This window comes from Streptomyces sp. KLMMK, assembly GCF_036961605.1.
GTDB classification, from domain to species: domain Bacteria; phylum Actinomycetota; class Actinomycetes; order Streptomycetales; family Streptomycetaceae; genus Streptomyces; species Streptomyces telluris.
This window is the reverse complement of the sequence record NZ_JBAMDC010000026.1, coordinates 25,814-48,554: the sequence shown is the minus strand read 5'-3', so window position 1 is coordinate 48,554 and position 22,741 is coordinate 25,814. Positions and strand designations below refer to the sequence as shown.

21 protein-coding genes and 1 pseudogene are annotated in these 22,741 nt (G+C 68.1%); 10 read left to right on the top strand and 12 right to left on the bottom strand.

Annotation, left to right across the window (positions count from 1 at the left end):
• Positions 1 to 125: 125 nt before the first annotated feature.
• Positions 126 to 1,243, top strand: a pseudogene (locus V7793_RS07945) (BTAD domain-containing putative transcriptional regulator); the annotation flags it as partial.
• 640 nt (positions 1,244 to 1,883) lie between these two features.
• On the opposite strand, the gene V7793_RS07940 reads toward V7793_RS07945, so the two are convergent.
• The gene (locus V7793_RS07940) at positions 1,884 to 2,297 is read right to left on the bottom strand and encodes a hypothetical protein (RefSeq protein ID WP_336003649.1); all 414 of its coding nucleotides are present in this window, start codon (positions 2,295 to 2,297) and stop codon (positions 1,884 to 1,886) included.
• 635 nt (positions 2,298 to 2,932) lie between these two features.
• On the opposite strand from V7793_RS07940, the gene V7793_RS07935 reads away from it, so the two are divergent.
• Together V7793_RS07935 and V7793_RS07930 are read left to right on the top strand one after the other, a co-directional pair.
• Positions 2,933 to 3,418: a thiamine pyrophosphate-dependent enzyme gene (locus tag V7793_RS07935; RefSeq protein WP_336003647.1), complete on the top strand. Its 486-nt coding sequence runs from the start codon at positions 2,933 to 2,935 to the stop codon at positions 3,416 to 3,418.
• A 161-nt stretch (positions 3,419 to 3,579) separates the two neighbouring features.
• Positions 3,580 to 4,959, top strand: a complete 1,380-nt coding sequence (locus V7793_RS07930; protein ID WP_336003645.1) for a hypothetical protein — start codon at positions 3,580 to 3,582, stop codon at positions 4,957 to 4,959.
• Positions 4,960 to 5,022: 63 nt separating this feature from the next.
• Here the strand turns inward: V7793_RS07930 and V7793_RS07925 are convergent, their stop codons facing one another.
• From V7793_RS07925 to V7793_RS07895, 7 genes are all read right to left on the bottom strand, one after another.
• Entirely contained in the window at positions 5,023 to 7,890 is a 2,868-nt protein-coding gene (locus V7793_RS07925) for a peroxidase family protein (protein ID WP_336003643.1), read from the bottom strand.
• A gap of 248 nt (positions 7,891 to 8,138) precedes the next feature.
• Positions 8,139 to 8,663 carry a hypothetical protein gene (locus V7793_RS07920; protein WP_336003641.1) on the bottom strand — a complete coding sequence of 175 codons (525 nt, stop codon included), beginning with the start codon at positions 8,661 to 8,663 and terminating at the stop codon, positions 8,139 to 8,141.
• Between the two features lie 617 nt (positions 8,664 to 9,280).
• Positions 9,281 to 10,009 carry an SDR family oxidoreductase gene (locus tag V7793_RS07915; RefSeq protein ID WP_336003639.1) on the bottom strand — a complete coding sequence of 243 codons (729 nt, stop codon included), beginning with the start codon at positions 10,007 to 10,009 and terminating at the stop codon, positions 9,281 to 9,283.
• Between the two features lie 272 nt (positions 10,010 to 10,281).
• Complete coding sequence (locus V7793_RS07910; protein WP_336003637.1) at positions 10,282 to 10,572, bottom strand: hypothetical protein; 291 nt, start codon at positions 10,570 to 10,572, stop codon at positions 10,282 to 10,284.
• A 36-nt stretch (positions 10,573 to 10,608) separates the two neighbouring features.
• Positions 10,609 to 10,941, bottom strand: coding sequence for a hypothetical protein (locus tag V7793_RS07905; RefSeq protein ID WP_336003635.1), 333 nt, complete (start codon positions 10,939 to 10,941; stop codon positions 10,609 to 10,611).
• 192 nt (positions 10,942 to 11,133) lie between these two features.
• Positions 11,134 to 11,508, bottom strand: coding sequence for a nuclear transport factor 2 family protein (locus V7793_RS07900; RefSeq protein WP_336003633.1), 375 nt, complete (start codon positions 11,506 to 11,508; stop codon positions 11,134 to 11,136).
• 294 nt (positions 11,509 to 11,802) lie between these two features.
• Positions 11,803 to 12,192: a VOC family protein gene (locus tag V7793_RS07895; RefSeq protein ID WP_336003632.1), complete on the bottom strand. Its 390-nt coding sequence runs from the start codon at positions 12,190 to 12,192 to the stop codon at positions 11,803 to 11,805.
• A gap of 441 nt (positions 12,193 to 12,633) precedes the next feature.
• Between V7793_RS07895 and V7793_RS07890 the strand changes: the two genes are divergently transcribed.
• On the top strand, positions 12,634 to 13,713 hold the full coding sequence (locus V7793_RS07890; protein ID WP_336003630.1) for a hypothetical protein: 1,080 nt from the start codon (positions 12,634 to 12,636) through the stop codon (positions 13,711 to 13,713).
• Between the two features lie 63 nt (positions 13,714 to 13,776).
• The gene (locus tag V7793_RS07885) at positions 13,777 to 14,232 is read left to right on the top strand and encodes a hypothetical protein (protein WP_336003629.1); all 456 of its coding nucleotides are present in this window, start codon (positions 13,777 to 13,779) and stop codon (positions 14,230 to 14,232) included.
• 46 nt (positions 14,233 to 14,278) lie between these two features.
• On the opposite strand, the gene V7793_RS07880 is transcribed toward V7793_RS07885, so the two are convergent.
• Complete coding sequence (locus V7793_RS07880) at positions 14,279 to 15,769, bottom strand: MFS transporter (RefSeq protein ID WP_336003627.1); 1,491 nt, start codon at positions 15,767 to 15,769, stop codon at positions 14,279 to 14,281.
• A 103-nt stretch (positions 15,770 to 15,872) separates the two neighbouring features.
• Here V7793_RS07880 and V7793_RS07875 point away from each other — a divergent pair, with 103 nt between their 5' ends.
• A complete protein-coding gene (locus V7793_RS07875) occupies positions 15,873 to 16,760 on the top strand; it encodes a helix-turn-helix domain-containing protein (RefSeq protein WP_336003626.1) in 888 nt (295 codons plus the stop codon).
• Positions 16,761 to 16,837: 77 nt separating this feature from the next.
• On the opposite strand, the gene V7793_RS07870 is transcribed toward V7793_RS07875, so the two are convergent.
• Both V7793_RS07870 and V7793_RS07865 read right to left on the bottom strand, forming a co-directional pair.
• Positions 16,838 to 18,079 (bottom strand): hypothetical protein, encoded by a 1,242-nt coding sequence (locus V7793_RS07870; protein WP_336003624.1) that lies wholly within the window; start codon positions 18,077 to 18,079, stop codon positions 16,838 to 16,840.
• A gap of 533 nt (positions 18,080 to 18,612) precedes the next feature.
• The gene (locus tag V7793_RS07865; RefSeq protein ID WP_336003653.1) at positions 18,613 to 18,987 is read right to left on the bottom strand and encodes a hypothetical protein; all 375 of its coding nucleotides are present in this window, start codon (positions 18,985 to 18,987) and stop codon (positions 18,613 to 18,615) included.
• Here V7793_RS07865 and V7793_RS07860 point away from each other — a divergent pair.
• The 3 genes from V7793_RS07860 (at position 18,965) to V7793_RS07850 (ending at position 21,100) form a co-directional block, all read left to right on the top strand.
• Entirely contained in the window at positions 18,965 to 19,351 is a 387-nt protein-coding gene (locus tag V7793_RS07860; RefSeq protein ID WP_336003623.1) for an SPASM domain-containing protein, read from the top strand. The genes V7793_RS07865 and V7793_RS07860 overlap by 23 nt on opposite strands.
• Positions 19,352 to 19,450: 99 nt before the next feature.
• A complete protein-coding gene (locus V7793_RS07855) occupies positions 19,451 to 20,089 on the top strand; it encodes a hypothetical protein (protein ID WP_336003621.1) in 639 nt (212 codons plus the stop codon).
• Between the two features lie 105 nt (positions 20,090 to 20,194).
• Positions 20,195 to 21,100 carry an oxidoreductase gene (locus V7793_RS07850; RefSeq protein ID WP_336003619.1) on the top strand — a complete coding sequence of 302 codons (906 nt, stop codon included), beginning with the start codon at positions 20,195 to 20,197 and terminating at the stop codon, positions 21,098 to 21,100.
• 107 nt (positions 21,101 to 21,207) lie between these two features.
• Here the strand turns inward: V7793_RS07850 and V7793_RS07845 are convergent, their stop codons facing one another.
• Positions 21,208 to 22,092, bottom strand: coding sequence for an XRE family transcriptional regulator (locus V7793_RS07845; protein WP_336003617.1), 885 nt, complete (start codon positions 22,090 to 22,092; stop codon positions 21,208 to 21,210).
• Between the two features lie 236 nt (positions 22,093 to 22,328).
• On the opposite strand from V7793_RS07845, the gene V7793_RS07840 reads away from it, so the two are divergent.
• Positions 22,329 to 22,664, top strand: a complete 336-nt coding sequence (locus V7793_RS07840) for a hypothetical protein (protein WP_336003615.1) — start codon at positions 22,329 to 22,331, stop codon at positions 22,662 to 22,664.
• The last annotated feature ends 77 nt before the right edge of the window (positions 22,665 to 22,741 follow it).

The window sequence follows — 22,741 nt, the reverse complement described above, 5'->3', positions numbered from 1 at the left end:
TCACAGCCCTGAGATAGCTGACCCAGGGCGCTGGAGAGTGTCAGTCACCCCTTGGTCTGCAGATTCTGGTGGCACAGGCCCGTGATCAGTGCGGCCCGGCCGAGGCCGTGACGATGTAGCGGTAGGCATTGTCCCTGTGGCAGGGGCCCGCACTGGCCGACGTCTGTCCAAGTCCACCGCTGCAGGCTGCCGCGCAGGCGCTGGAGGAGCTCCGGCTGGCCCCGGTGGAGCGGCTGGCCGCGAGCTACCTGCAGCTGGGCGAGCATGCCCGGGCCGCTACTGTCCTGCACGCCGAGGCGGTTGGCCACCCGCTGCGTGAATCCCTCGCCGCCGCCCTCACGACGGCGCTCCACGGGGCGGGCCGCCGGTCGGAGGCGCTCGACTGGTTCCACCGCACCCGGCGCCTGCTCGTCTGCCTGGTCACCGGACCCGCAGGGGTAGGGAAGACCGCGCTGGTGGTGCAGCGGGCCCCCTGTAATCGCGCCGGCTTTCCGGCGGCCGGCTCTACGCCGACCTGCGTGGCTTCGGCGAGACAGGCGAGCCGACCCCCGCCGAAGTACTGCGCGAGTTCCTGCCGGCCCTGGGTGTCGCGCCGCACCGGATGCCGGAGTCGGCGAACGGCGCGGCCGCGCTGTTCCGATCCCTGGCCGCCGACCGGGAGCTCCTCGTCGTCCTGGACAACGCGCGCGACTCCGAACAAATCAGGTCGCTCCTGTCGGGCGGTCCCCGCTGCGTCACCGTCGTGACCAGCCGGTACCGGCTGTCGGGGCTGGCCGTCACCGACGCCGCCCGGTCCGTCCTCGTGGACGTCCTCACGCCGGAGGACGGTACGGCGCTCCTCGCCGGGGTGCTCGGCAAGGAGCGGGTGTTCGCGGAGCCGACGGCCGCGCGGCGGCCGGCCGAGCTGTGCGGAGGGCTGCTGCTCGCTCTGCGGGTGGCGGCCGCCAGCCTGGCGGACCGGCCGGGCCGGGCGTTGAGCGAGATGAACGCCGAAATGCTCGATTCGACCCGCAGGCTGAGCCTGCTGGACATCGAGGACACCGGTGTACGCGCGGCCCTGCGACTGACCGTGGGGCAGCTCCCCGAGCACGTCGCCCGTCACTTCGCCTGTCTCGGCCGCCACCCTGATACACGCTTCGACCGGTACGCGACCGCAGCCCTGACACCAACGGACCTGGCCACTGTAGAGGCCATGATGGAACGCCTGGTCGCTTCGCACCTCGTCACGGAAACCGCGCCGGGACTCTCCGCCCCGGCAGGCGACCTGCGCGGCGAGGTGACCGGCCTGGTCGTCCTGTCCTGGGCTGGGCGCAGGGCGTGCTGGGAGACCTGGGGGAGGCCGCGGAGGGATGTGCACGGGCGGTGGAGGTGGCCCGCAAGCGGACGACCGGTACATCGAGCGACTGGCCCTGTATCACCTCGCCCGGTACCGGCCGGACACCGGCAGTGGCAGGCGGCTTTCGAGACGGCGGCCGAGGCCCTCGCCTTCGAGGACTTCCCCGGCACCCTGGTTGCGCCCCGGGTGCTGCTGTTCACGGCGACGGGAGAGGCGCTGCTGGAAGTCCCGGGGACGAGCCCGGGGACGAGCCCGAGGGCATCCGGCGGTACGGGAGCTCGGCGTGCTGCTGCGGGTGTCGGCGGACGCGGGACTCCAGGCACGGTCCGACGCGGCGGTTGCGCGGCTCACGACACGGACGGATCACTGACTCAGTGACACCAGTGGTCAGTGTTGCAGCGGCTTGAGCGGCCCGCTGCAACACTCACCGCTGAGAGTCGAGGGCTTGGTGTCGTTCAGCACGCCATCGTGGGCCGACCGGCTGTCGTCCGGACTGCTGAGCCATGGGCTGCACTTCCTGACTGCCCTCACACCGTGTCAGGCCGGATCAGGCCGAGAAAGCGTTCAGCTTCGCACCGGTCACCGGAGCCTGCGGCTTGAACGTGTAGTCGAACTTGTACGTCGTCTCGTGCGAGCTCGTGAAGTGCGGGCACACCAGTGGGCCCACCATCCCGCCCTTCGCACCCATCTCGATCCACCAGCCTGCGCAGCGCCCGTCCGGCGCGCCTCCCCAGCCCTTGCCCGGCAGCAGGTCCTCGACCCAGCCGGTGACACGCGTGGTGCCGTCGCTCTGCGGGCACATCGATATCTCGCCGCGCCCGAAGGACTTCGTCCCGGCGGCCGTGACGCACGCCGGCCCGTCGGACGGCGCGGCCTGGGCGGTGGGAGCGGTCAGCAGAGTCAGGGCGCCGGCGGCAGCGGTCGCTCCGGTCAGGGCAAGGGTGCGGACAAAGCGTCTCATGGTCGTTCCTTTTCTCCTAAAAGGCTTGAGGGAGAGAAAATCACGAAGTGGATCAACAACACCAGGGGGTGTTCAACCGTCCGTACCGGAACTCGGGCCACCGGCCGGCAGGGGAACGCGCTTGATCGTGTTGCGTCGGATGCAGTCCGGGCCGACGTGTTCCGGCGACATCATCCTGCGTATCGCATAGAGTTCCGCGCGAAAGCGCCCATGTGGTCGAATATGGTCGGGATCCTCCCATTGGGTCGAGCTAGGGCTCGATGTGCGACCGGCAGGGCCTCCAGGACATGGACAAGGAGCGCCGATGAGGGTTTACGAGGCCATGGTCAGGGGGCTGGAACGCATCGCCGTAGATGCCGCATTCGGTGGTGCCGGCGAGAACGCCGCCGGGGCCATGTTCGCCGCCACGACGAAGAAGTCCTTCCTGCTCGACGATGCCGCCAACACGTGCGAAGTGCTGGAGGAAGCGGTCAACATCGCCTTCGAGGGCAGGCCCGGGACCGTCCACATCCACGTTCCCGAAGACCTGACGCACCGCGGCGTCGCGGTCCCGAATTTCCGGGACATCCGGCTCGACGTCGCACCCGTCCTGCCCGACCCGGCACAGGTGGAGGAGATCGTGGCGGTCCTGGCGGATGCCTGGCGAGGCGGCGCAAGGTCGTGGCCCTATGGCCGGACACGTCAACGGCGCCATCGGTCTGAAAATGGCGCACCCGGAGCGGACAGTCGTCGTCGGCTGCGGCGACGGATGTTATTCGCTGTCCGGTTTCGAGCTGATGACTGCCGTCGAGCACGAGATCCCGGTCATCTGGGTCATCTTCGATGACCAGGAATTCAAGCTGATCAAGCTCTTCCAGCTCGTGACGTACGCGGAGACGGCGCTGGTCGAGTTCCAGAACCCGGACTTCGCCTCCTACGCGCGGGCGTGCGGTGCCGACGGCTACCGGGTGGAGACGCTCGAGGAGTTCGAGGACGCCTTCCGCGCCGCATTGTCCACCGGCTGGCCCACCCTCATCGACGCCAGGATCACGCGATGGGCGGTCCCGCACTACAGCCCCTCACCCGACGGTGTGATCGCCGGTCTCGTCGAGACCGTCGAAGCACGTTTCCGCGACCGGTAGCCGGCCGACGCCTCGCGGTTCCCGTACGTCCGCCATCGGCCTCCGGCCTCCGGCCCCCCGGCCTCCGGTCCGCGCCCCACGACCTGCCCTCACACCTCGCACCTCACACCCCACATCCCGCGCCTCGCAATGCGCCTTCCCTACCAGGGAGACCCGTCCCCATGCCCACACACGACCATGTCGGCCTCGACGCCCTCATGACCCGCCCGCTGCTCACGTCGGTCTGGCACCGTCGCACCCACCGGGTCAGCCGCGGCAGCTCCGTCGAGGCCGGCTCGATGAGCTGGACGTCCACCCGGCCGCGCGCACCCCTGACGGAACTCGAAGAGGCCGTCCTGATCGCCATGACGGGATGTACCGGCCTCACCATGCCGGACCGCCCGTTCGCCGACCCCCGCGACGGTAAGCCGATCATGGCCAAGCCGAACCTCAACATGGCCGGGCGGACCGCGGGCAGTCCCGACAACGCCCAGGGCACGTACTTCTTCCTGATCAACGACACCGGCACCTACTTCCTGCGCAGGCTCCCGCCTCCCGCAGACGGCTCACCAGCGGTGTTCGACGCCGAGACCCTGTGCGCGCGGGCGGCCGAGGCGAAGGTGCGGCTGCTCGACCACCGCATCGATGTCCCGCACGGGAACCGCGACTTCCCGGCCTACCTCGACTCCAACCGGTTCTTGTCGAACCTGCCGGGCACCACCATCCTGTTCCCGGTGGTGGACCTCTCCCGGCAGTACATCAACGGGATGATGTACCTGCTGACCCAGCCCGAGGGGGCACGGCCGGCCATCGTCGACGACCGCAACTTCTACCGCCCCGCGGGTGTGAAGAAGTGGGTGAAGTCGGGATTCCTGAACAAGGACATCAAGCTCCCCCTCGGCGCCATCTGGGCGATGCGCACACAGATCGAGGCGGACCTGCTGCTGCAGAACCTCATGCTCACGGCCGACGCCATGGGCCTGGGGGCGTGGATCCACGCCTCGCTCGCTCCGCCGATCATGCTCGGCGACCCGAAGTTCCGTAAGACCTACGGTGCGATGCTCGGCTTCGACTGGGCCACCCCTCGCTGGAAGCCCGCGGACCTGCTCCGCTGGCAGGTGCCGCTGCCCCGCTTCGCGAACCTGCGAGCGACCACCGTCGGCTTGCGCCACGACGGGGAGCACCTGATCAAAGCGATGTGCCCGCCGAACTACGCATCGATGGCCGATGCGGTCGACGAGGTCGTGGCGGACAAGTTCGGGCCGGAGGGCATCTACTCCGACGAGGGCCTGTTCGCCCGGATCTACCAGGGCGAGTTCGGCGCCCAGTACCTGCGCCAGGCCAGCAACTACTCCGCCGACGTCATCGCGTGCACACGCGACATCTGCACCTACATCCACGAGACCCATGGGCGGTTTCCCGCACACTGCGACACCATTCACGCACCGGGGGTCTGGCTGCAGGCGCACCACGTCGAGAACGACTACTACGAGCGCTTCTTCCGCAACGGGCTGACGGAGGCCCACCAGCTGCACGATGAGCGGTGGCACACGGCCGGGTGACCGAAGACCGGGTGAAGGCACGCGGTCGCCGTGGCCGTGGCCGTGGCCCTGGCCGGGCCTCCCTCAGAGGCTGCCGGGCCCGGAGTTGTTCCGGGCGGGTTCGACCGGGCGCCAGGGTGCGAACACGTTGGCCGAGCGGGGCAGGAAGCCCGCAAGCTCCGGGCAGTGCCGCAGCAGGAGACTCGTCATGCCGTTGCGTTCGATCCAGTCCATGCCGAGCGGCGTGTACACCTCGGGACGGAAGTCGACGGTGAGGAAGCGGTCGCTCTGCAACCGCCTGCTGGCCATCACGATGAAGATGCGGAAGGCCGTGTCGCTGAAACCGAAGCCCTCGGGTGGATTCTCGGCGAAGAGACCGATCATCGTGTCGATGTCGTCGACGGTGCGGTACACGTCCTTGAGCCGGGCGAGGGTCTCCGGCTCGGTTGTCAGCTCCTCGAACCGCTTGATGCGCGGCTTGTGCAGGCCCGCGCGGAAGTCGTTGTAGCGGGGAACGCCACGGCGCCGGGCGCGGACCAGATCGACCACGGACAGGTCGATCACCTCGCCGTCCCGCTCGAAGGCTTGCAGGGCGCGGGGGAAGTTGTGCAGGGTGATCGCCCCCGGGTGGGCGATTCCGAGTGAGTACAGAGCGTTCGCCAGCCCCGTCTTGCGCATGAGGGGCTCCGCGGCGGCGCCCTGCACGGCGTTGAAGTCCAAGGTGTCGATCCGGTGACCGAACCTGTGGTCGACGATCTCGAAGTCGTCCGGAATCAGCGGGTGCATCCGGTAGACGGTGACGAAGTCCTCGGTGAGGGAGTACGGCGCGGCATGGTGATCCGGGAGGGTCTTGGGGATGCCGGTGAGCGAGTGCGCCTCGAACAGCCAGAGGCCCAGCTCGGTGAGCCAGTTCTTCGGGGGTCCCTGCCAGTTGGTCTTCAAGGAGATGTCGATCGTCTCCGTCGCCAGGATCGCGGGCGTCCACTCCACGGTGTGGATCTTGGCGATGAGAGCGGAGACGATGAGGCGCGCCGTGTGGTACACGCGCTTCTGGTCCAGGTGAGGGTATTCCCGCCGCAGTGCTTCACAGATGACGTTGTGTTCGCGTGCGAAGACGGTGTGCATGGCGCTGAGGCCGAGCCACCAGCTCTCCCTGAACCCGGTCAGCGGGATGCCGTCGGGGCCGATCGGCAGGTGCCCGTCCTCCAGGCGCAGTGCCGCGCCGCCGTCCGGCTCGCGCAGCGACATCGCGGTCTGCTGGTCACCGCCGTAGACCTCCGAACCGTCCCACCAGTGGGAGGCGATATTGGCGAAGAGGGCGGGCGGTGCGAGGCCGCCGGGCGGCTGCACGCCCTTGTTCTCGGCGAAGCGCATGACGTTCTCGGGCGGCCCGCCGGGGGAGTTGCGCCAGGTCATGCCGGGCGGGAGCGGGACCTCCACACTCAGTGTGCCGGTGGGGTAGCGCTGGTGGTTGACCCAGTCGTGCACCTGGAACTGGATCCACGCGGCGGCGAGGATGTTCAGCGACCGGGCGGGGAGGAAGGCGTCACGGTGGAGCAACTGCCTGCTCACGGTGACGGGGTTGGGGCTGTCGAACAGGTCGGGCCGGTAGACCGGCGCGAGGTTGCGGCCGAACGTGGCGCCGACGGCGCCCATCTTCGGAGCGGACAGGTCGTTGTACGAACCGTCGTAGCTGCGCTCCACCCGTAGCTGTTCCTCGACGGGCGGCGGCACCCGCTGCACCTTCGGAGGTGCCTCGTGGATCTCCGTGTCAATCAGGTTCTCGCGACGCAGCGTCTGGCGCAGGGCCACGAGGTTGAGCAGGCCCAGCCGTGTCGGCAGCCGGTGCCAGGGGACGAACCGGTTGAGGGCGCCGAACCCCGCGCGCAGCGGGACGCCGAGTACGGCGTTGCGGCGGGGTTCCCCGGTGACGAAGCGATGCCCCAGGCGCAGGGCGCTGCTGGCCTCGTAGGCGGCTTTGCGGGCCCGGTTGAGGTTGCCCAGGGGGCGGAAGCCCTCCGTCGTGTTCCACGGGTTGAAGGCGAGCTGCTCGATCCGGGAGGCGGCGGCACGTGCCGGTGCGGCGTCCAGGTCCTGGCGCGGGACGACCAGTGTCGCCACGGGGATCACCGGCGTGTCGGCCTCCTTCCACTCGGCTGCGCCGTCCTCGATGGGCGTGCGCCCGCTGTCCACGTAGCGCTGCACGCACAGCTCGAGGACGACGTCCGCCGTGCGAAGGCGCTGGGCGAGCTCGTGGCGCAGGTGGTCGGGGTCGGTGCGGGACGGGGGAGGGGCCGAGGGCGCGTCCGGGGCGGGGCGGAGCTGATAGCGCACGGGCCCCGCGTCGCCCCAGAGGACGGCGCCACGGCTCCAGTACGTCGCGAGCGCGAGACTGCGCACGGTCTGCCGGCTTCCGGTGCGTACGTTGCGGCGCATGCGCCCGGCCGTGGGCCGGCCCACGGCCAGGGGAAGCTTGACGAACAGCGCGAATGCCTTGCGGGGCGTCGAGCCGGCACCGGCCATGGCCTTCGCGAACGCGACGAACTCATATGCGTTGCGGGCGTGGGAGACCGGGAAACTCGTCATGAGGAGGTCGTGGGCGTCGTCCGGGCCGGTCCGGATCCGCAGCGCGGCCCCCCGCAGGTCAGGAGCGTGATCGGGCTGCCGGGCGCCGCTCGCGTTGGACAGGCGGACGGTGACGGGGTACTCCGCTCCGGGCAGTACGAATCCGGTCCGGAGGTCGTCGGGGAGGTCGTCGCGGATCGTCAGCCGGGCGTTCTCGACACCGAGGGCCGCCTTGGCATGGAAGGCTCGCGCGATGCCGGCGGCTCCGCTGCGCTTCTTGACCTTGATCTGTACCCGCATCAGATCGCGGACGAGCCGCTCGACGAGAGCTCGCTCAGCCTCGGGGGAGCCACCGGCGTAGCGTTCGTACTGCCCGGCCTCATGCATCGTTGCTTCTTTCCGAACGTGACGCCTTCTCGTGGCAGTGGCGCGGGGGAGGGAGGGGACGGGCACGCTCACGGGGCGGCTGCTCTGCCTGCGGGAATGTGTGTTCTTGGGCTGTCCGGCCTGCTTGGTCTACCTGATGTACCTGATCTGCTGATCTATTGATCTGCTTGATCCACCTGAGGTGATTTTGCATCCCTGGGACGGGCAGTGCCGAGCGCTGCGAGGCAGACGGGTGGCCACGGCCCGCATCAGTGGAGCGCTTCGGGACCTTTTCCGGCTGGTCGCCTGCCGTCCAGTTCCGGGAAGGCGAAGACGTCGGCGTTCGGGAATTCCGGAACCGCGATCTCCACTGCCGGGACCGTCAGCTCGCCGCCCTCCTCCTCGGGCTCGTCGAGACATACGTAGCTCACCTCGCCCTTCGGCGTCGCGACCTCCCAGATCCAGGGCAGGTGCACGTTTCCGGGGAAGAGAAGGGAAGTGCCCATGGCGCGGGCGAGGAGCACGGCCAGATCCCGCTCCGCGGGACGGTAGGACCGCTCCGCCGCGAGACCGACGTCGAAGGCCCAGTCCAGATCCCCCCTTCGCCGTTGAAAGCCGCAGAGCACGGGGGCGTCCCACCGGCAGTCGTACGTGCCTGTCACGTCGTCGCCGTCGTACAGCTCGACGTCATGGGCCGGCAAATCGAAGACCTCCGCCAGGGCGACGCGCATCCGGGCGCGGGTGTTGTGTCCCGGCGCCAGGAAATTGTAGAAGGCCGGCGGTCCTTCGCTCACTTCTGTACTCCTTTCCATGTTTTTCTCCGGCATGAATCGCTCAAGGCGGGGGCGCGCAGCAACTACCCTCCGGGGGCCACGCTCCCCGAAGGCCTTCGGATTGAACCGGAAACGGCATGTGCCGTATTCCTCTGCGCCTGCGGGGAGAAACGGCATGGCGAAGCCTGGCTGGAGGCCCGGGACCGGGGCGCTGCCGGCGCCCTGCCCGGCGGTGGAGGAGCATCGGAGGCGGCCTGCACCCCTGAGCCGGCTCCGACCGGTAGCGGGGGGACGGGACAGCTGAACGCACCGCAGTTCACGAGGCCGCCGCGCATACACCCGTGGTGGCGGACCCGACTGCGGAAGCCTGCTGTGATCGTCGGCGCGGTGGTGATCCTTGCCGTCGCGGGCCTCGCGGGCCTCGCGAGCCTGGCATATCGCCTGGCCGGGCATCGGCAGCATGCGCACACCCATGATGCCGTCCGAGGTTATGCCCGCGCATGGCGAAGTCTGCGTTTTCTACCAGGACATGGAAGCCTGCGCCAACAGCGACGGATTCAGCCGAGTGAAACCTTACCCATCGCCGCGGCAGGCGGCGTGTGCGCCCGCCGGTTGTGCGTGTGAGGTGCGAGAGCGGCTCAGGAGAGCCAGTCGGAGTAGCGGGTGGGGGCGAGGTGGGCGTTCTTGTCGGTGAGGACGTCGCCCTTGACGGCGGCGAACATGCCGGCGGTGGGGTCGGTGACAACGGTGCGGCTGTCGGACTTGTGGGACAGGGTGATCCGGCCCAGCTCGTCCAGGGGAAAGATTTCGGGTCCGGCGATGTTGCGAATGCCTCCGAGCGGGGCGCCGGCGGCGACTTCCGCCACGGCGGCGGCCACGTCTTTGGCGGCGATCGGCTGGATCGGTGTGGCGGGTAGCCGGACGGTGTCGCCGTCGGCGGTCCAGGACAGGATCGCGTCGATGAATTCCATGAACTGCGTCGCGCGGAGGACCGAGTAGGGGATCGGTCCGGCGGCGAGGATGTCCTCCTGGAGCGCCTTGGCCCGGTAGTAGTCCAGCTCGGGTACCTGGTCTACGCCGACGATCGAGAGAATGACGAAGTGCCGGATACCACCCTTCTGGCCCGCGGCCAGAAGATTGTCCATGGAGGTCTGGAAGAAGGCTGGGGAAGCTTCGTCGAAGGTCGGGGAATTCGTCAGGTTGACCAGGACGTCGGCCCCCGCCACCGCCTCGTCCAGCCCCAGGCCGCTGATGACGTCGGTTCCGGTGGACTGAGAGTGGGGTACCGCCTCGTGCCCGGCGGCGTTCAGATTGTCGACGACCTGCGACCCGATCAGGCCGGTTCCGCCGATGACCGCGAACCTCATGACAAACCTTTCGCCAGGAGCCACATCTGAAAGTGACACATGGCCACTATGCGCGCGTTTGATGTGAGGTCAGGGGTGTATATCCCGCCAGCGTGTTGCCCAACTGGCCGACTCCGGCACTCAGTGGCCGGTTGAAGTGCTCGGTTTCGCCATTCGGATCCGATGCGCGCAGGACGGCGGCCCCCGCCGGGGCGAACCGGGTCGCCCCAGCGGGATGTTCAGCCGTTCACGTTCAGTCGTTCAGTCGTTCAGTCGTTCAGCCGAATGGCGAATCAGCGCGTGCAGTTGATCGCGGCGTTGGCTCCGTAGTAGCCGGGTGCGAGCCGGTAGGAATTGGCGTAGAGCAGCACACACTGCTCATTGAGGAAGCCGCTGATCAGCGCGCTCTGGCGAGCCATCTTCTCGGCTTCCCGCTTCGCTTCCTTGGGGCTGTTCTCGTACGCGGAGCCCGTGAAAACCTGCGTCTCCTGGACGCCGGCGTCGGCGCGCGCAACGGTCGGCGCGAGCGCGGCGAGGCCCGCGAGAGCAATGGCAACCCCACCCCGGATGAGCATCGAGGTCATGTCGGTATTCCCCCTCTTGATGGAAAACATTGTGATTCAGCGCTGGCAGAACAGGCCGGCGACCGCGGCGTACACGCCGCCGCCGACCCACCTGACGTCGGTGGCGCGGACATGGCACTGGTTCGCCTGCCATCCGGCCGACTGGGCGATCGTGTACGCGATGCGGACCGCGCCGTCCACCGCCTGGGACGGCGAGGTGCCGATCCCGTTGCCAGTGAACGTCCTCACCTCCGGCGAGACGGGCCCCAGGGGGACGGCTTCGGAGCCGGCCTGGGCCGCCTGGGCGGACGAGACACCTCCTATGAGACACGCCGAGGCGGCAAGGGCCACGGCGGTGGAACGCAGACGTAGCGCGGACGAGCGGCCCACGGGCACTCCTCGATGGTCGCTTCGACGGTGACTGAACGGCCAGAGCACATGACAGGGGCCCATGCCGAACCCCGGTACGGCTCACATCCCACCTGAGTCCGAACCATCCCACTACGAAGAAACCGGCCATTGGCACGGCGAGGGGCTTTCGGCCCGTGCCGATGGCGACGAAGGAAGAGGCGCGTGGGGTGTTCAGGCGAGAGGCTGAGTGTCCCCTGCGAAGACGATGATCTGATCGATGAGGTTTCGCCGCAGGTGGACGACGTCCGTTCCCGTCAGGCGGGGGCCCTCGTCAGGTGTGGTGAAAACCCACTGATACCGGGCCCACTCGTCCGGCATGTCCACTTCTGAGCAACGGGTCATCGTGCCGGTTCCTGCCGGATGACGCCGAATGTCCTGTACGAAGCGCTCGACTGCCTCGATCCCCTCGCTGCGCCCCAACGGTCCCCAGAGGATCACGTCCGAGGTCAGGGCCTGGGCCAGCAGAGTGGTCACATAGGTGTCGTCCGAGGCGTTGAATGCGGAGATGAATGTATCGATCGCACACTGCGCGGTCTCTTCCTGCATGCATCAGTAATACCAGTCATCTTGCGGAACGCTAGCCTCAGTTACCTGGGAGGTTCGTGAGGCGCCCGGTACCTGCATCGGTACCTGCACCGGGCCGGGCTGAGCCGGGCCCCTCCGGAACGCCCGGCCCAGCAGCCCCACCCACCCGCGCCCGCTCGTCACACGAAGGCACTGTGCCGTATCGGCCTTGCCGACGATGGGGGTGTTCATTTGCCCGATAGAAGGCGACGGCAGCGGTTGAGGGCCGCGCCCCGCGCGGGGTGCGGCCCTCAGTGCATGTGCATGTGCAGGTGCTTACGAGGTCCAGCCGCCGTACGGCACGGTGATGAGTTCCATGGCGTGGCCCGCCGGGTCCATGAAGTACACGCCGCGGCCGCCGTCGTTGTGGTTGATCGTGCCGGGCTCTTGCCGGCGCGGATCGGCGTAGTGCTCGATGCCGCGCTGCCTGATCTGCGCGTACGCCGCGTCGAACTCCTCTTCAGAGATCAAGAAGGCGTAGTGCTGGGGAGTGATCCGGTCCGCAGGGATCGTGGCGAAGTCCAGTGTGACGCCGTTGCTCAGGCCGACCGCGATGAACGGGCCCCACTCGTCGGTGATCTCAAGGCCCAGCAGATCCGTGAAGAACTCTGCGGATTCCCGGTTGTCCCGGGCGTGGACGATTGTGTGGTTCAACTCAACTGTCAAGGAATGCCTCCGAGGGCATCTCCTGACACCTCCATGCCTCACCCAGCCGGTGACCGGCACGCGATGTCGCCGTGGATCGTAGCCGCTGTCGCCTGCGTTGTCGAAGCGTGTCGGCGGTAGCTGATGGGTGCTGCCGCGCTGTGCCCGGCCCACGTTCAGGGTAGGCGTCGACATCGAGGTCAGTTGTCTCGGCATCGGGCGTAGGTTCCGCCGCTCCGGCCCAGTGCAGCGCACCCATGCCGGTGAGGCCAGGTGGCGCACGCGGCCGATTGATGGGTGATTTTCGGACTGCCTGTAGTTGTCAGGGTCTGCCCTGATGCTCTGTCAAGGCTGTCTCGTTACGGTGCTTCGCAGTTCTCGGCTGTGACAGGTTGCCGCCTCGGGCACCGCTCAGGAACACGGGACGCCCACAAGGCGCAGCATTCGTTGAGGAGGCACATCATGAGCTTGGACCGAAGGCAGTTACTGCGCGGGTCGCTTGCGATCGGTGCCGCTGCCGTGCCCTTCGGGGCGCTGGCCGCCCCGGCGCACGGCATCGTACGGCAACCGCAGGCACAGGTTCCGCGGGCGGGCTTCAGCCTGGCCCTACTGGACGCGAACAATCAGATCATTACGAATCACCACACCGGGGATATCCGGAACGGGAAATTCGGAAAACCATGGGCGACGTTCCGCACGGGCCAAGGTGCTAAGGCCTGGGATCCTCTGGAGCTCAAGGTCCGCAAACTCCAGAGCGGGGAGACCGCCTTCCTCATCTGCGGTGGAGACCGCACCGAGGGGCACATGACCATCCACCGCAACAGCGACGGCGCACCACTCGGCTGGGTGAGCGGGCTGACGAATTTCCCGCACTCCCTGGAATACCTCTCGACGCCGGACGTGATCATAGTGGTGGGCACACAGGGACTGGACTCACTGGATCCGAAGCCCCCGGAGGCCAGCAGGTCAGGCGGCTGCTACGAGCTGTACCTGGCTCCCACTAGGGGGAGTGCAGGCCCGCTCCGAAAGATCCCCGTCCAGGACGAGGACCGAGCCTTCAGGCAGGCGCACGGTGTGGTCTGGGACGAAACCAAACAGTTCTTGTGGATCTTCGGCGGAAACAAGATCCGTGCGTACACGGTGACCGGGAAGCGGGAGCATACCCGTCTCAAGAGAGCCAAGGACAAGAAAGGCAAGGACATCGAACTCGTCAGCAGCCTTTTCGAAAACGGCCACGATCTCCAGCCCGACCCGCTGGAACCACAGTATCTGTGGGCGACGAGCTCCAAGGAGATCATCCAGATCAACAAAGCCGGCGGGTACCCACGAATCCAGTGGTCGATCCCGGCGAGGTCGGCGAAGTCCTTCTCCCGTGACCGCTCGGGCAGCGCCGTCTGGACGTCGGACACGAAGGGGAACGCGTACGGCGACGACAAGGTCAGGTTCCTGTGGTCTTCCATGACGGACCCCGTCACAGCCGAGAGGGCGTCCGGGGAGACGAAGGACAAGTGGATCTACAAGGCTCGGCTCCTCGACATCTGAGCGCCGCCGACGCGGACTCCTCATCACGGTCCTCTGCGAAAGGAATGCCCCTTGACACCCCGCTTGGCCAAGACGATTACCGGCACTGCCCTCGGCGCGGCACTCTCCCTCGCGCTGGCTGTCTCCCCGGCCTCGGCGGAGGAGCGCCAGCGCCCGGATCATTGGGACAACGGATACGTCCCGTACGCCAACAGCCGGTTGGCTCAGACGGACGCCACACTTGGCGCCGTCGCTACGGTCGGCGTGGAGTGGGAAGGCTACAAGGTGAGCCTCTCGGGCACCGTCTGGGACCGTGCCGCTGACGGCTACACCGTACGTATGGAGGTCGGCTACAACTGGCAGAACGGTGCCGCCTGGGAGTGGACCACTCGTATCCTCGGCAAGGCCGAGGGCGGCAACGGGGACTCCAAGTCCAGCAGCGCGCATTCCAGGCCCGGAGTGAATGTCAAGGGTTTGAAGGTACGGGCTTGCACCGTCAACAGCAGCAACAAGGTGGTGAAGTGCAGCGCGTGGGCCTGACCACGTGAGTGTCGGCCGGAGCCCCCGGAGCCCCGGGTCCCGGGGGCTACCGCCCTGTCCGTAGGAAGTGCTTCGGGGGCCGGGCGGCGGAGGTCGGTCGCAGGGCGAAGGCGCCGAGTGCTGCGTGGAGGATGCCGGCGATGACGGCGGCGATGTGCAGACCGGTGACGAAGGCTGAATTCGCATCGTGGATGACTGCGGCCGTGAGGCCGGGGACCTCCAATGTTTCGTTGAGCGTACCGGCGACGCCGGGCCCCTGGAGCCGGAAGATCAGGGCGGCCAGCGAGCCGAGGAGCGCGATGCCGAGGGCGTTGCCGATTTCGTTGCTGGTCTCCGCGATCGCTGCCGCGGAGCCGGCACGTTCTGCCGGAACCGCGGCCACGGCGGTATCGGCGACAACGCTGAAGGAGATGCCGTAGCCGAGGCCGGCGACGACGGTGGACGCCACGTACCAGCCGATACCGCTGGAGACGCTCGTGGCCAGCAGCAGGAGCAGACCTGCGGCGATGAGGAAGTGGCAGGTGACGAGTGCTGCCCGTGTGCCGGTACGCGCGACCAGTACCGGTGTGACGATGCAGGTGACGGTGAGTACCACCGCGCCCGGGAGCGCGACGAGAGCCGAGTCCAGGACCGTCAGTCCAAGGACGGACTGGAGGTAGACGCCGCCGAGGTAGGCCGTTGCCGACCATGCGGCCAGAGGCAGAAGCCCGGTGATGACCGCGATCGTGAACACCCGGTCACGGAAGAGACTGAAGTCGATCAGCGGGTGCTCGAGGCGGAGTTGCCGCCGGGCGAACCACCCCAGGGTGACGATGCCGGTGATCCCCGTGGCCACCGGGGTCGCGGTCAGCCCCTCCGCGGCAGCGCACTTGATCGCGTAGACGGTCAGCAAGATGCCCGCGGCGGACAGCAGGACGCTCAGGACGTCGATGCGGCCGGTACGTGCGGCACGTACCTCGCGGAGCAGGGCCGGGGCCAGGACCAGGAAGAGTACGACGACGGGGAGATTGATCAGGAAGACCGACCCCCACCAGAAGCTGCTCAGCAGCTGCCCGCCGACGACCGGGCCGATCGCGAAGCCGGCGGCAAAGGTGGCTGCGAAGATCCCGATCGCTCTCGCCCGCCGGTGAGGGTCTGTGAACAGTTCGCTGAGCACCGCCAGCGCCGACGGCAGCAGCGTGGCACCGGCCACACCCATGAGCGCCCGGAAGGCGATCAGTAGTTCCGGCCCGGGGGCGAAGGCTGCTCCCGCCGAGGCCGCGCCGAACACTGCCGTGCCGGTCATCAGAAGCTTGAGCCGCCCGTACCGGTCGCCGATGTTCCCGAACGCGATGAGCAAGGACCCGACGGCGAATCCGTAGACATCCAGGATCCACAACGCCTGACCGGCAGTGGGCGACAGCGCCTCGGAGATCTTGGGCATCGCCAGAAACAGGACCGAGCCATCCATCGCGACCAGCAGTACCGGGCCGAGTACCACCAGCAGGCCGAGCCACGCCCGCAGACCGGGTGAGTGAGAATTACGCTGTGCATTCATGCATCCGACGGTGCGATGCCGTCCGCCCGGCAACCATCCCCGCGCCATGGGTACACCTCGCAGGGACACCCGGACACGGACCGCGGCACCTAGGCTCGGAGTCATGGAACTGGAGAGCCTCGGGGCATATCTCAAGACCCGCCGCGACCGGGTCACACCCGCCGACGTCGGACTGCGCACCTACGGCACCGCTCGCCGGGTACCGGGCCTGCGCCGCGAGGAGCTCGCCCAGCTCGCCGGCGTGAGCGTCGGCTACTACACGCGACTGGAGCAAGGCCAAGCCGGTACTGCCTCCCAACAGGTCCTCGACGCGCTCGCCAACGCCCTCCGACTCGATCCGTCCGAGACAGCCCACCTGCACAACCTCTCCCGTCAGCCCACCACGTCACACCTTGTCCGTCCCCGCCCGGAACGGCCGCATCAACGGGTGCTCTCACTCCTGGCGTCCCTGGGAGACGGCACACCGGCCGTCGTGCTCGGCCGCCGTGGCGACGTGCTGGCCTGGAACCGCACCGGACATGCCCTGGTCGCGGAGCACGTCGACTTCCAGGCGCCCCACGATCCCGCGCGACGGCCGTCCGTCCCCCGGATGTTCTTCCTCGACCCCCTCACCCGAGACCTTCACCGAAACTGGGACGAACTGGCCCTGATTCATGTCGCCTACCTGAGGCTCACCGCGGGCCGCCATCCCACCGACGCCCGGCTGGCCGAACTGATCGGCGAACTGGCCATGCGCAGCCGGGACTTCGCCAGGCTGTGGGCCAAGGGCGACGTCGCGGACTGCACCGTCGGCACCATGCACCTGCAGCACCCGACCGTCGGCGACATCGACGTCGACTATCAAGTGTGGCTCCAGCCCGAGAGCCCCGACCACCGGCTGGAGGTCTACACGCCCAACGACACGGCTTCGGCCGACGCGCTACGCCTGCTGTCCGGCCAAGTCGCCGATCGGCAGAAGCCCGAGGTCGGCCGTACCGAGGCTGTGCTGTAGCTGAACCGAGCTTGGCTTGGTCGGGGTCAGCGCCTGGAAACCGGCCGCTGCTGCTCCGTCGCCATCATCTATCGGCATCAGGTCTTCAAGGTCTTGGGGTCGCCCGGTTCCGGATCAGTGGGCGGGCGGCCGACGTCCGACAGTGTCTCGCGGGCCCGTGCGTCGACAAAGCGGGTCACGAGATGCTGGGAAGTGCCGAAAACGACAGCCCAGGCCACTATTTGTGGACTGGAATCCAGATCGCTCAGGCCGGGGATGAACGCTCCCCTGATGAGAAGCACCCCTACGAACGCGGTCAGAGCCCCGGTGGGGAATTTTAGCAGGGCTGCTGACAGCGGCAACATGTAGGGGCTGCTCGTCCCTTGAATCCGAGGCAGGGACGAAATAACCGTGAGAGCCGCACCGGCCAGACCTGCCGACTCGCTGACGAGAACGTCGATGTTCTGGGCGTAGTCACTGGGAACATTATTCGGGTCGAGGGGAACCTCCCCGGAGGGGCAAGCGGCGAAATTCTTTCCCTCGGGGAGGAAGCACATGTTCAGTGAATCGGGACAGTACCAGCCCCAGGCTGCGAGCCCACCCGCACCGAGGAGAACGAAGACGGTTGCAATCCGAAGGATGATGCTGAGGCTGCGGACTCTGCTGAACTCGGCGTCCAACGCATCGTACGAGGCGCTCAGGGCGAGGGCGAGGAGGTTGCGGTCTCCCGGCAGCGGTCCTTTCAGCTCCATGCGCTCCGCGACCGCCTCCACCTTCACCCGCAGCGGGTCTCCGGGGCGGAGATGCCGTTCAACCTGGCTCAGCACGTCCGTACTTCGACCGACCAGGTCCTCTTTCGAACACAGCCTGAGCAGCATCACGTCTGTCGCGCGCACATTGGCCCAGGTCCTCTCGAGGGCTGCTGCTCCCGCGAAAAGGCGGCGCCGCGCGGAGATGGCGCTGCCTGCCTCTTCCAGTTGCCGCGTGATCCCCTCCAGCGTCCTTTCTCGCTGGCATTGCTCAGCTCTGTCCTTTGCTGCTCTGCACCTCTCGCGATCGGCCTGCTGTTCCAGATGGAGAATGCGTGCAGCAGCTCGCTCGCGCCAGGCCGTTTTATGAGTCCTGAACAGTGTTCCGGGAAATTTTGACAGCTGAGCCACGTTCTTTCGTCGGCTCGGCTCGTAGAGGTGATCGCGCTTCGGTTGGTTTGGCTTCGATGTGCGGCTGAGCATGAGCGAGGCGGCCCACAGGAGAATGAAGAGGAAGATATTTCTTCTGGCTTCTTTTGAGCTTTCTCCGCCTTTGAAAGCTTTCCCGTTGGTCATCTCGACCTCCAGCAAAGGCTCCTCTGCCCCAGAGTAGGGCAGACAGCCAGGGGCAGCATGCGGTAGCTCCTCGGGCTTGATGCTGAGCGAAGGCAGAATCCAGGCCGCAGCCCGGCTGGGCCGCTTGCAGTAACCCGGACATCAGGCCGCGCAGAGGCGGGAGCGGACCACTCCTCCGGGCTCTCGCCCGACTACGACGTGCTGGTCAGGTCCCAGCCCGAACTGGAGCGCTCCTACGACGTGCCGGTCCGGCCCGCTGTCGACGAGTCCGGGAAACCACCCGCTGCAGAGCAGTAGAGGCGATGGCACGCATGCCCACCGTGGGGTACTTCCCCTACACGGACACCGCGCGCAGCACGGAGGCGGACTGGCTGAGCGAGCACATGCCGGTGACCGTCCGCCTGGCGGCCGGCGTACCCTCCCTCGACGGCGGGCCCCCTGCGGTGCCGCCGCTGGAGCACCTTACCGACGCCCTCTCCGGCTTCGTCGGCCTGCCCGCCGTCGTGGCTCTACGCGGCGCAAGGCATCCAAGCGCGGGTCGGGGAACCCTACGGCATCGACGACGGGCTCTTCCGCCTGCGGCCCCGGGCCGCGAGGACCCGTGAGGACCTGTCGATTCCCCCCGGCATGCTCCTGTTCGCCGGGCGGCCCCAGCCCGACAAGGTCCTGTACCGTCTCCTCCGGGTGGGGCTGAAAGCGCGCGTGCTCTTCCCGACCTCCAAGTGGTGATCGCGAGCCACGTCGTCGTCGACGACTATGTCGCGGCGGCCCGCCAGCACCTCGACGGAGATTCCGGCGTCCATCTGGTCGCCGACCCCACGCCCGCACAACTGGCCGACCTCTACAACGTCGCCGACGTCTTCGTCACCACCTCGACCAGCCCGGATCCTCGGCGGCACGGTGGCCCACAGCTGCTTCTGCACCCGGAGCTGTCACCGCTTCTTTCTCGGGATCTCACCCGACGGCGACCTTTTTCCCTGCGGCATGTTCCAGGGCGAGCCGGCGTTCCGCTACGGCAACATCCACGACATGGAGCCGGAGGGCGTCGCCCGGACGGTGTTGTTCAGCGGGATCGAGGACCGGGAGAGCAAGGTGTTGGCCACCTGCTCGAAGTGTGCCTTCTTCGACTTGTGCTACAGCGGCTGCATGTTCCATTCGCTCAAGGACTCGAAGATTCTGGAGACGAAGGACTACTACTGCGCGGGCTGCAAGATGTACTTCGAGCACGTTCTGCGCCGCATCCACGGCGACGTCTCCCGTGCGGCACGCGAGTGTCGGGTGGGCTGACGGCAAACATGCCTGTGGCAGACGCAACGAACTCCGCAAGGGCTCGTTGACCACGGTATGAAGAATGCCATCGTGCGGCGGCAGCTGCGTATTCTGGCCATGGTCTCAGTTCTGACGCTGGGGGGTGGGGTTGCGGGCGCGGGAAGCGCTCAGGCGAGCACGGCGCGGGAAGGTTGCCCAGCGGGCGAAATCTTCGCCACCGACAACACCGCGGTCATCACGGATCCGGCCGACCCCCGGCTCAGGACTCGCCTGACGCGCTTCGACCACGAGGTACGCAAGATTATTCGCGCCAACGGTGCGAGGCCCGGCGCCTCGAAGGTGCTCGACGGCGTCTTCTGGTCCGGTGACCTCAAGAAGGCCACCTACGAGCGCTCGCGCGAGTTCGACGTCAGTAAGGTCGGCCGGGACGGGCTGCACCACATCGCCGGCGTCATCGCCAAGCAGTACCACCAGGAGTCGGTGCTGACCTTCCGCTGCCTGCCGCGCACCTCCCCGGAAACCGACGCGGTCGAGATCCAGGCCCCCGGTGTCTCCGCGACCAGGCTCCACGACGCACTGATCGCGAACCCCGAGGCCCGCGACAAGCTCGGCGGCGGCTCGGTCACCCTCGACGGACACCTCATCCTGGTCGCCCCGCTCGCCGATCTACCGCTGGCCCGGAAGTTCACGAAGGCCCTCGGCGTCGACTGGAACAGGGCCGAGGTGCGCTACGGTGACGAAGAATTCGTGAGCTGAACGCGTAGCAGGCCGCCGACGCCGACGCGCGGTTCCGGGGACTCAAACCAATGAGCCTGCATCCGTCACTTCACATGCCCCCCCCGGTTCGGAAGGAGCCTGCGCATGAGCCCGACCAGGGACGCGGACCTGCTGGTGGTCGGTGCCGGACCGGCCGGGGTGGCCGCTGCGGTGATGGCGTCGAGCCTGCGGATGACCTGCGTGGTCGTTGAGGCCGAGGAGGTGGGGGCGAAGCTGCGGGCGATCGGGGCGCTGGAGAACGTGCCGGGTGGCTGGTCGACCGGCGCGGCGCTCGCCGGGGCGCTCGTGGGCGACCTGGCCCGGCATCAGGGGCTGGGGCGGGTCAGCGTTCTGTCCGGCTGCGTCGTACGGGTGGCCGGCCATGACGACCGCGTCGAGGTCGCGCTCGAGGACGGCCGCGTCTTGACGGCGTCGGCCGCGGTGGTGGCCACCGGGGTGACGGCGCTCGCGCCCGAGGACGTCTCCTGGGTCGAGGCGCGGGAGGTCAGGCGGCTGCCGCCGCTGTGGCGGGCGGCGGCCGGTGACCTGGAGGGGCGCCGGGTGGTGGTGCTGGGAGCGGACCGGCCGCTGGGCACCTGGCTGCGCGCACATCCGCAGGCGAAGGTGCACTTTGACGTGCTGTTCCCTGAGGCTGACCGGTACAAGACCGACGAGGTCGCCGACGACCCGCGCCTCGGCCTGGACCTCGTCGAACGCGTCACCGTCACCCCGGTCCCGGAGGGTTTCAGCATCACCGCTCGGCGCCGGGGCAGCGGCGCGCACACTCTCGTCGCCGACGCCGTGCTGGGCAACATGGGCTCGAAGCCGGCCGTCGTGCCGGGACTGGTCGTCGGAGCGGACGGATACTGCCCGCCGGACGAGCAGCACCCGCGGGTCCTGGTGGCTGGCGACCTGAAGGGGGCCCGGATGCAAAGGATCGCGGTGGCCATGGGCGACGGCGCGCGGGCGGCGCTGGAGCCGTACTACCGGGCCCAGGCCGTTCTCGGCTGACCATCCACGCTCTGGGGGTGATTGTTGCGCAATCACTTGGCCGGTGCGTGGCCGCTGTGAATGACAACGCCGCCAGCAGCGGCCGTTTCGCGTAGTGCCCGGGCCGGTCAGGCCACGTTCTTGATCATGAATTGCTGTTCCGGTCCGTCGGTGCACCGTTCCTCGACGGCTTCTGCCTCCGGGCGGCTGTCGCCGGCGGTGATGCCGATGCACTGGGACGTGCCCTCCACGCGCAGGCGGTAGCGTGCCTCGGTGCCGGCAGGCTCCACGCGGAACAGCTGGTTCTTGTTGGAGCGCGTGCACGCCTCCCACGGTTCGAGCATGCCCTTCGCCGGGGCGATGCGCCGGATCGTCAGGCAGCCCCTGCCGTGTTGCGGGTGGTGCCATTCGATGTAGTGCGGGGCGTCGGGGCCGTCGTGCACCGCCTTGAGGTAGGTGCGCGGCGGCCCAGCGTCCTTGCAAGGGCGTTGGGCGGCAATCGGGCTGGTGTACGCCCCACTGCGGTCGCGCCCCTCCGTCAGGCACAGGTGTGGGGTCCGGGCCGGGCGGATCTCCACCCAGCCCCGTACCGCCGGGGCGGCAGGCTTACGTGCCTCCCCTTCGTCGTCGTCGGGCAGCAGCATCCACACGCCCGCCGCCAGCAGGAGGGCGGCGATCACGGTGACGACGGCGGCCAGTGGCTTGGACCGGAGGCGTCGCCTGCTGCCCGACGCGCCCTCTATACGGGTCCGCGTCTCCAGCCAGGCCTCGATCTCGCGCTCGTCCTCCACCCCGCACACGTGGAGGAACGCGACGAGCAGTTCCGGCCGGGGGAGGGACCGGCGTTGCAGTACGTCCGAGAGGGTGCTGCGGGGGAGGACCTCGCCGCGCTCCTGCGCGCGCTGTTCCAGCTCCCGGTAGGTCAGGCCCGATCGCTCCTTGAGCCGCCGCATGCGGTCCGTGAATTCGCCCGCGTCGCGTGCTCTGCGCAGCCGTATGCCCGTCCCCCTCATGCCGGAATGGTTCCGGGCGTCGCCCGGGGCTGCAATCCGCGAACCGGCCAACCTGTCCGGACGAGGCCCGGACGCAGCCCGGACAAGGCCCGGACACCAGGCCGGACACGGTTTCCGCGTCCGGGACGGACCACGGCATTGACCCGGTTTCGGCGATGCTCACAAGCTCGTCCCGGGCCACCCCGAGGACCATCGGGGCCGAAGCTCACCTTCCACTTGAGGCACAAGGAGCCATCGTGTTCAGACGCTTAGCCACCGCCGTCGCCGCCCTCTCCCTCGGCGCGGCCGGGTTCGTCCTGGCCCCCGCCGCGCAAGCCGGAACGAGTGGTTCGGAGAAGGCCTGGACCCCGCCGAAGTGTCAGGGTCACCGGGCCAACACCGCCGTATGGGTCACCTGCAAGGGCAAGGGATCCGCCAGCCAGGTCCGCATGGTCTATGAATGCCGGGTCCTGGGGAGGGTCGTTCGGCACACCACGGCGTGGGAGTCGCTGGGTGCCCGCAGCTCCAAGACGATCAGTGATGAGTGCAACTTCGAGGCCGTGTCCGCGAAGGGCGAGTCCCGCAGGCCCTGACGCCATGGCGTACGACCGTGCCCGCCTCTCACGGGGCGGGCACTTCGGCCGTGCGCTTGAGCCCCGAGCCGGGATCG

Excerpts from the sequence above, each read along its gene's own strand:
- V7793_RS07940 (WP_336003649.1), bottom strand. The coding sequence starts at position 2,297 with ATGAGACGCTTTGTCCGCACCCTTGCCCTGACCGGAGCGACCGCTGCC.
- V7793_RS07935 (WP_336003647.1), top strand. The coding sequence starts at position 2,933 with ATGCCTGGCGAGGCGGCGCAAGGTCGTGGCCCTATGGCCGGACACGTC.
- V7793_RS07930 (WP_336003645.1), top strand. The coding sequence starts at position 3,580 with ATGCCCACACACGACCATGTCGGCCTCGACGCCCTCATGACCCGCCCG.
- V7793_RS07925 (WP_336003643.1), bottom strand. The coding sequence starts at position 7,890 with ATGCATGAGGCCGGGCAGTACGAACGCTACGCCGGTGGCTCCCCCGAG.
- V7793_RS07915 (WP_336003639.1), bottom strand. The coding sequence starts at position 10,009 with ATGAGGTTCGCGGTCATCGGCGGAACCGGCCTGATCGGGTCGCAGGTC.
- V7793_RS07910 (WP_336003637.1), bottom strand. The coding sequence starts at position 10,572 with ATGACCTCGATGCTCATCCGGGGTGGGGTTGCCATTGCTCTCGCGGGC.
- V7793_RS07900 (WP_336003633.1), bottom strand. The coding sequence starts at position 11,508 with ATGCAGGAAGAGACCGCGCAGTGTGCGATCGATACATTCATCTCCGCA.
- V7793_RS07890 (WP_336003630.1), top strand. The coding sequence starts at position 12,634 with ATGAGCTTGGACCGAAGGCAGTTACTGCGCGGGTCGCTTGCGATCGGT.
- V7793_RS07880 (WP_336003627.1), bottom strand. The coding sequence starts at position 15,769 with ATGAATGCACAGCGTAATTCTCACTCACCCGGTCTGCGGGCGTGGCTC.
- V7793_RS07875 (WP_336003626.1), top strand. The coding sequence starts at position 15,873 with ATGGAACTGGAGAGCCTCGGGGCATATCTCAAGACCCGCCGCGACCGG.
- V7793_RS07855 (WP_336003621.1), top strand. The coding sequence starts at position 19,451 with ATGGTCTCAGTTCTGACGCTGGGGGGTGGGGTTGCGGGCGCGGGAAGC.
- V7793_RS07850 (WP_336003619.1), top strand. The coding sequence starts at position 20,195 with ATGAGCCCGACCAGGGACGCGGACCTGCTGGTGGTCGGTGCCGGACCG.
- V7793_RS07845 (WP_336003617.1), bottom strand. The coding sequence starts at position 22,092 with ATGAGGGGGACGGGCATACGGCTGCGCAGAGCACGCGACGCGGGCGAA.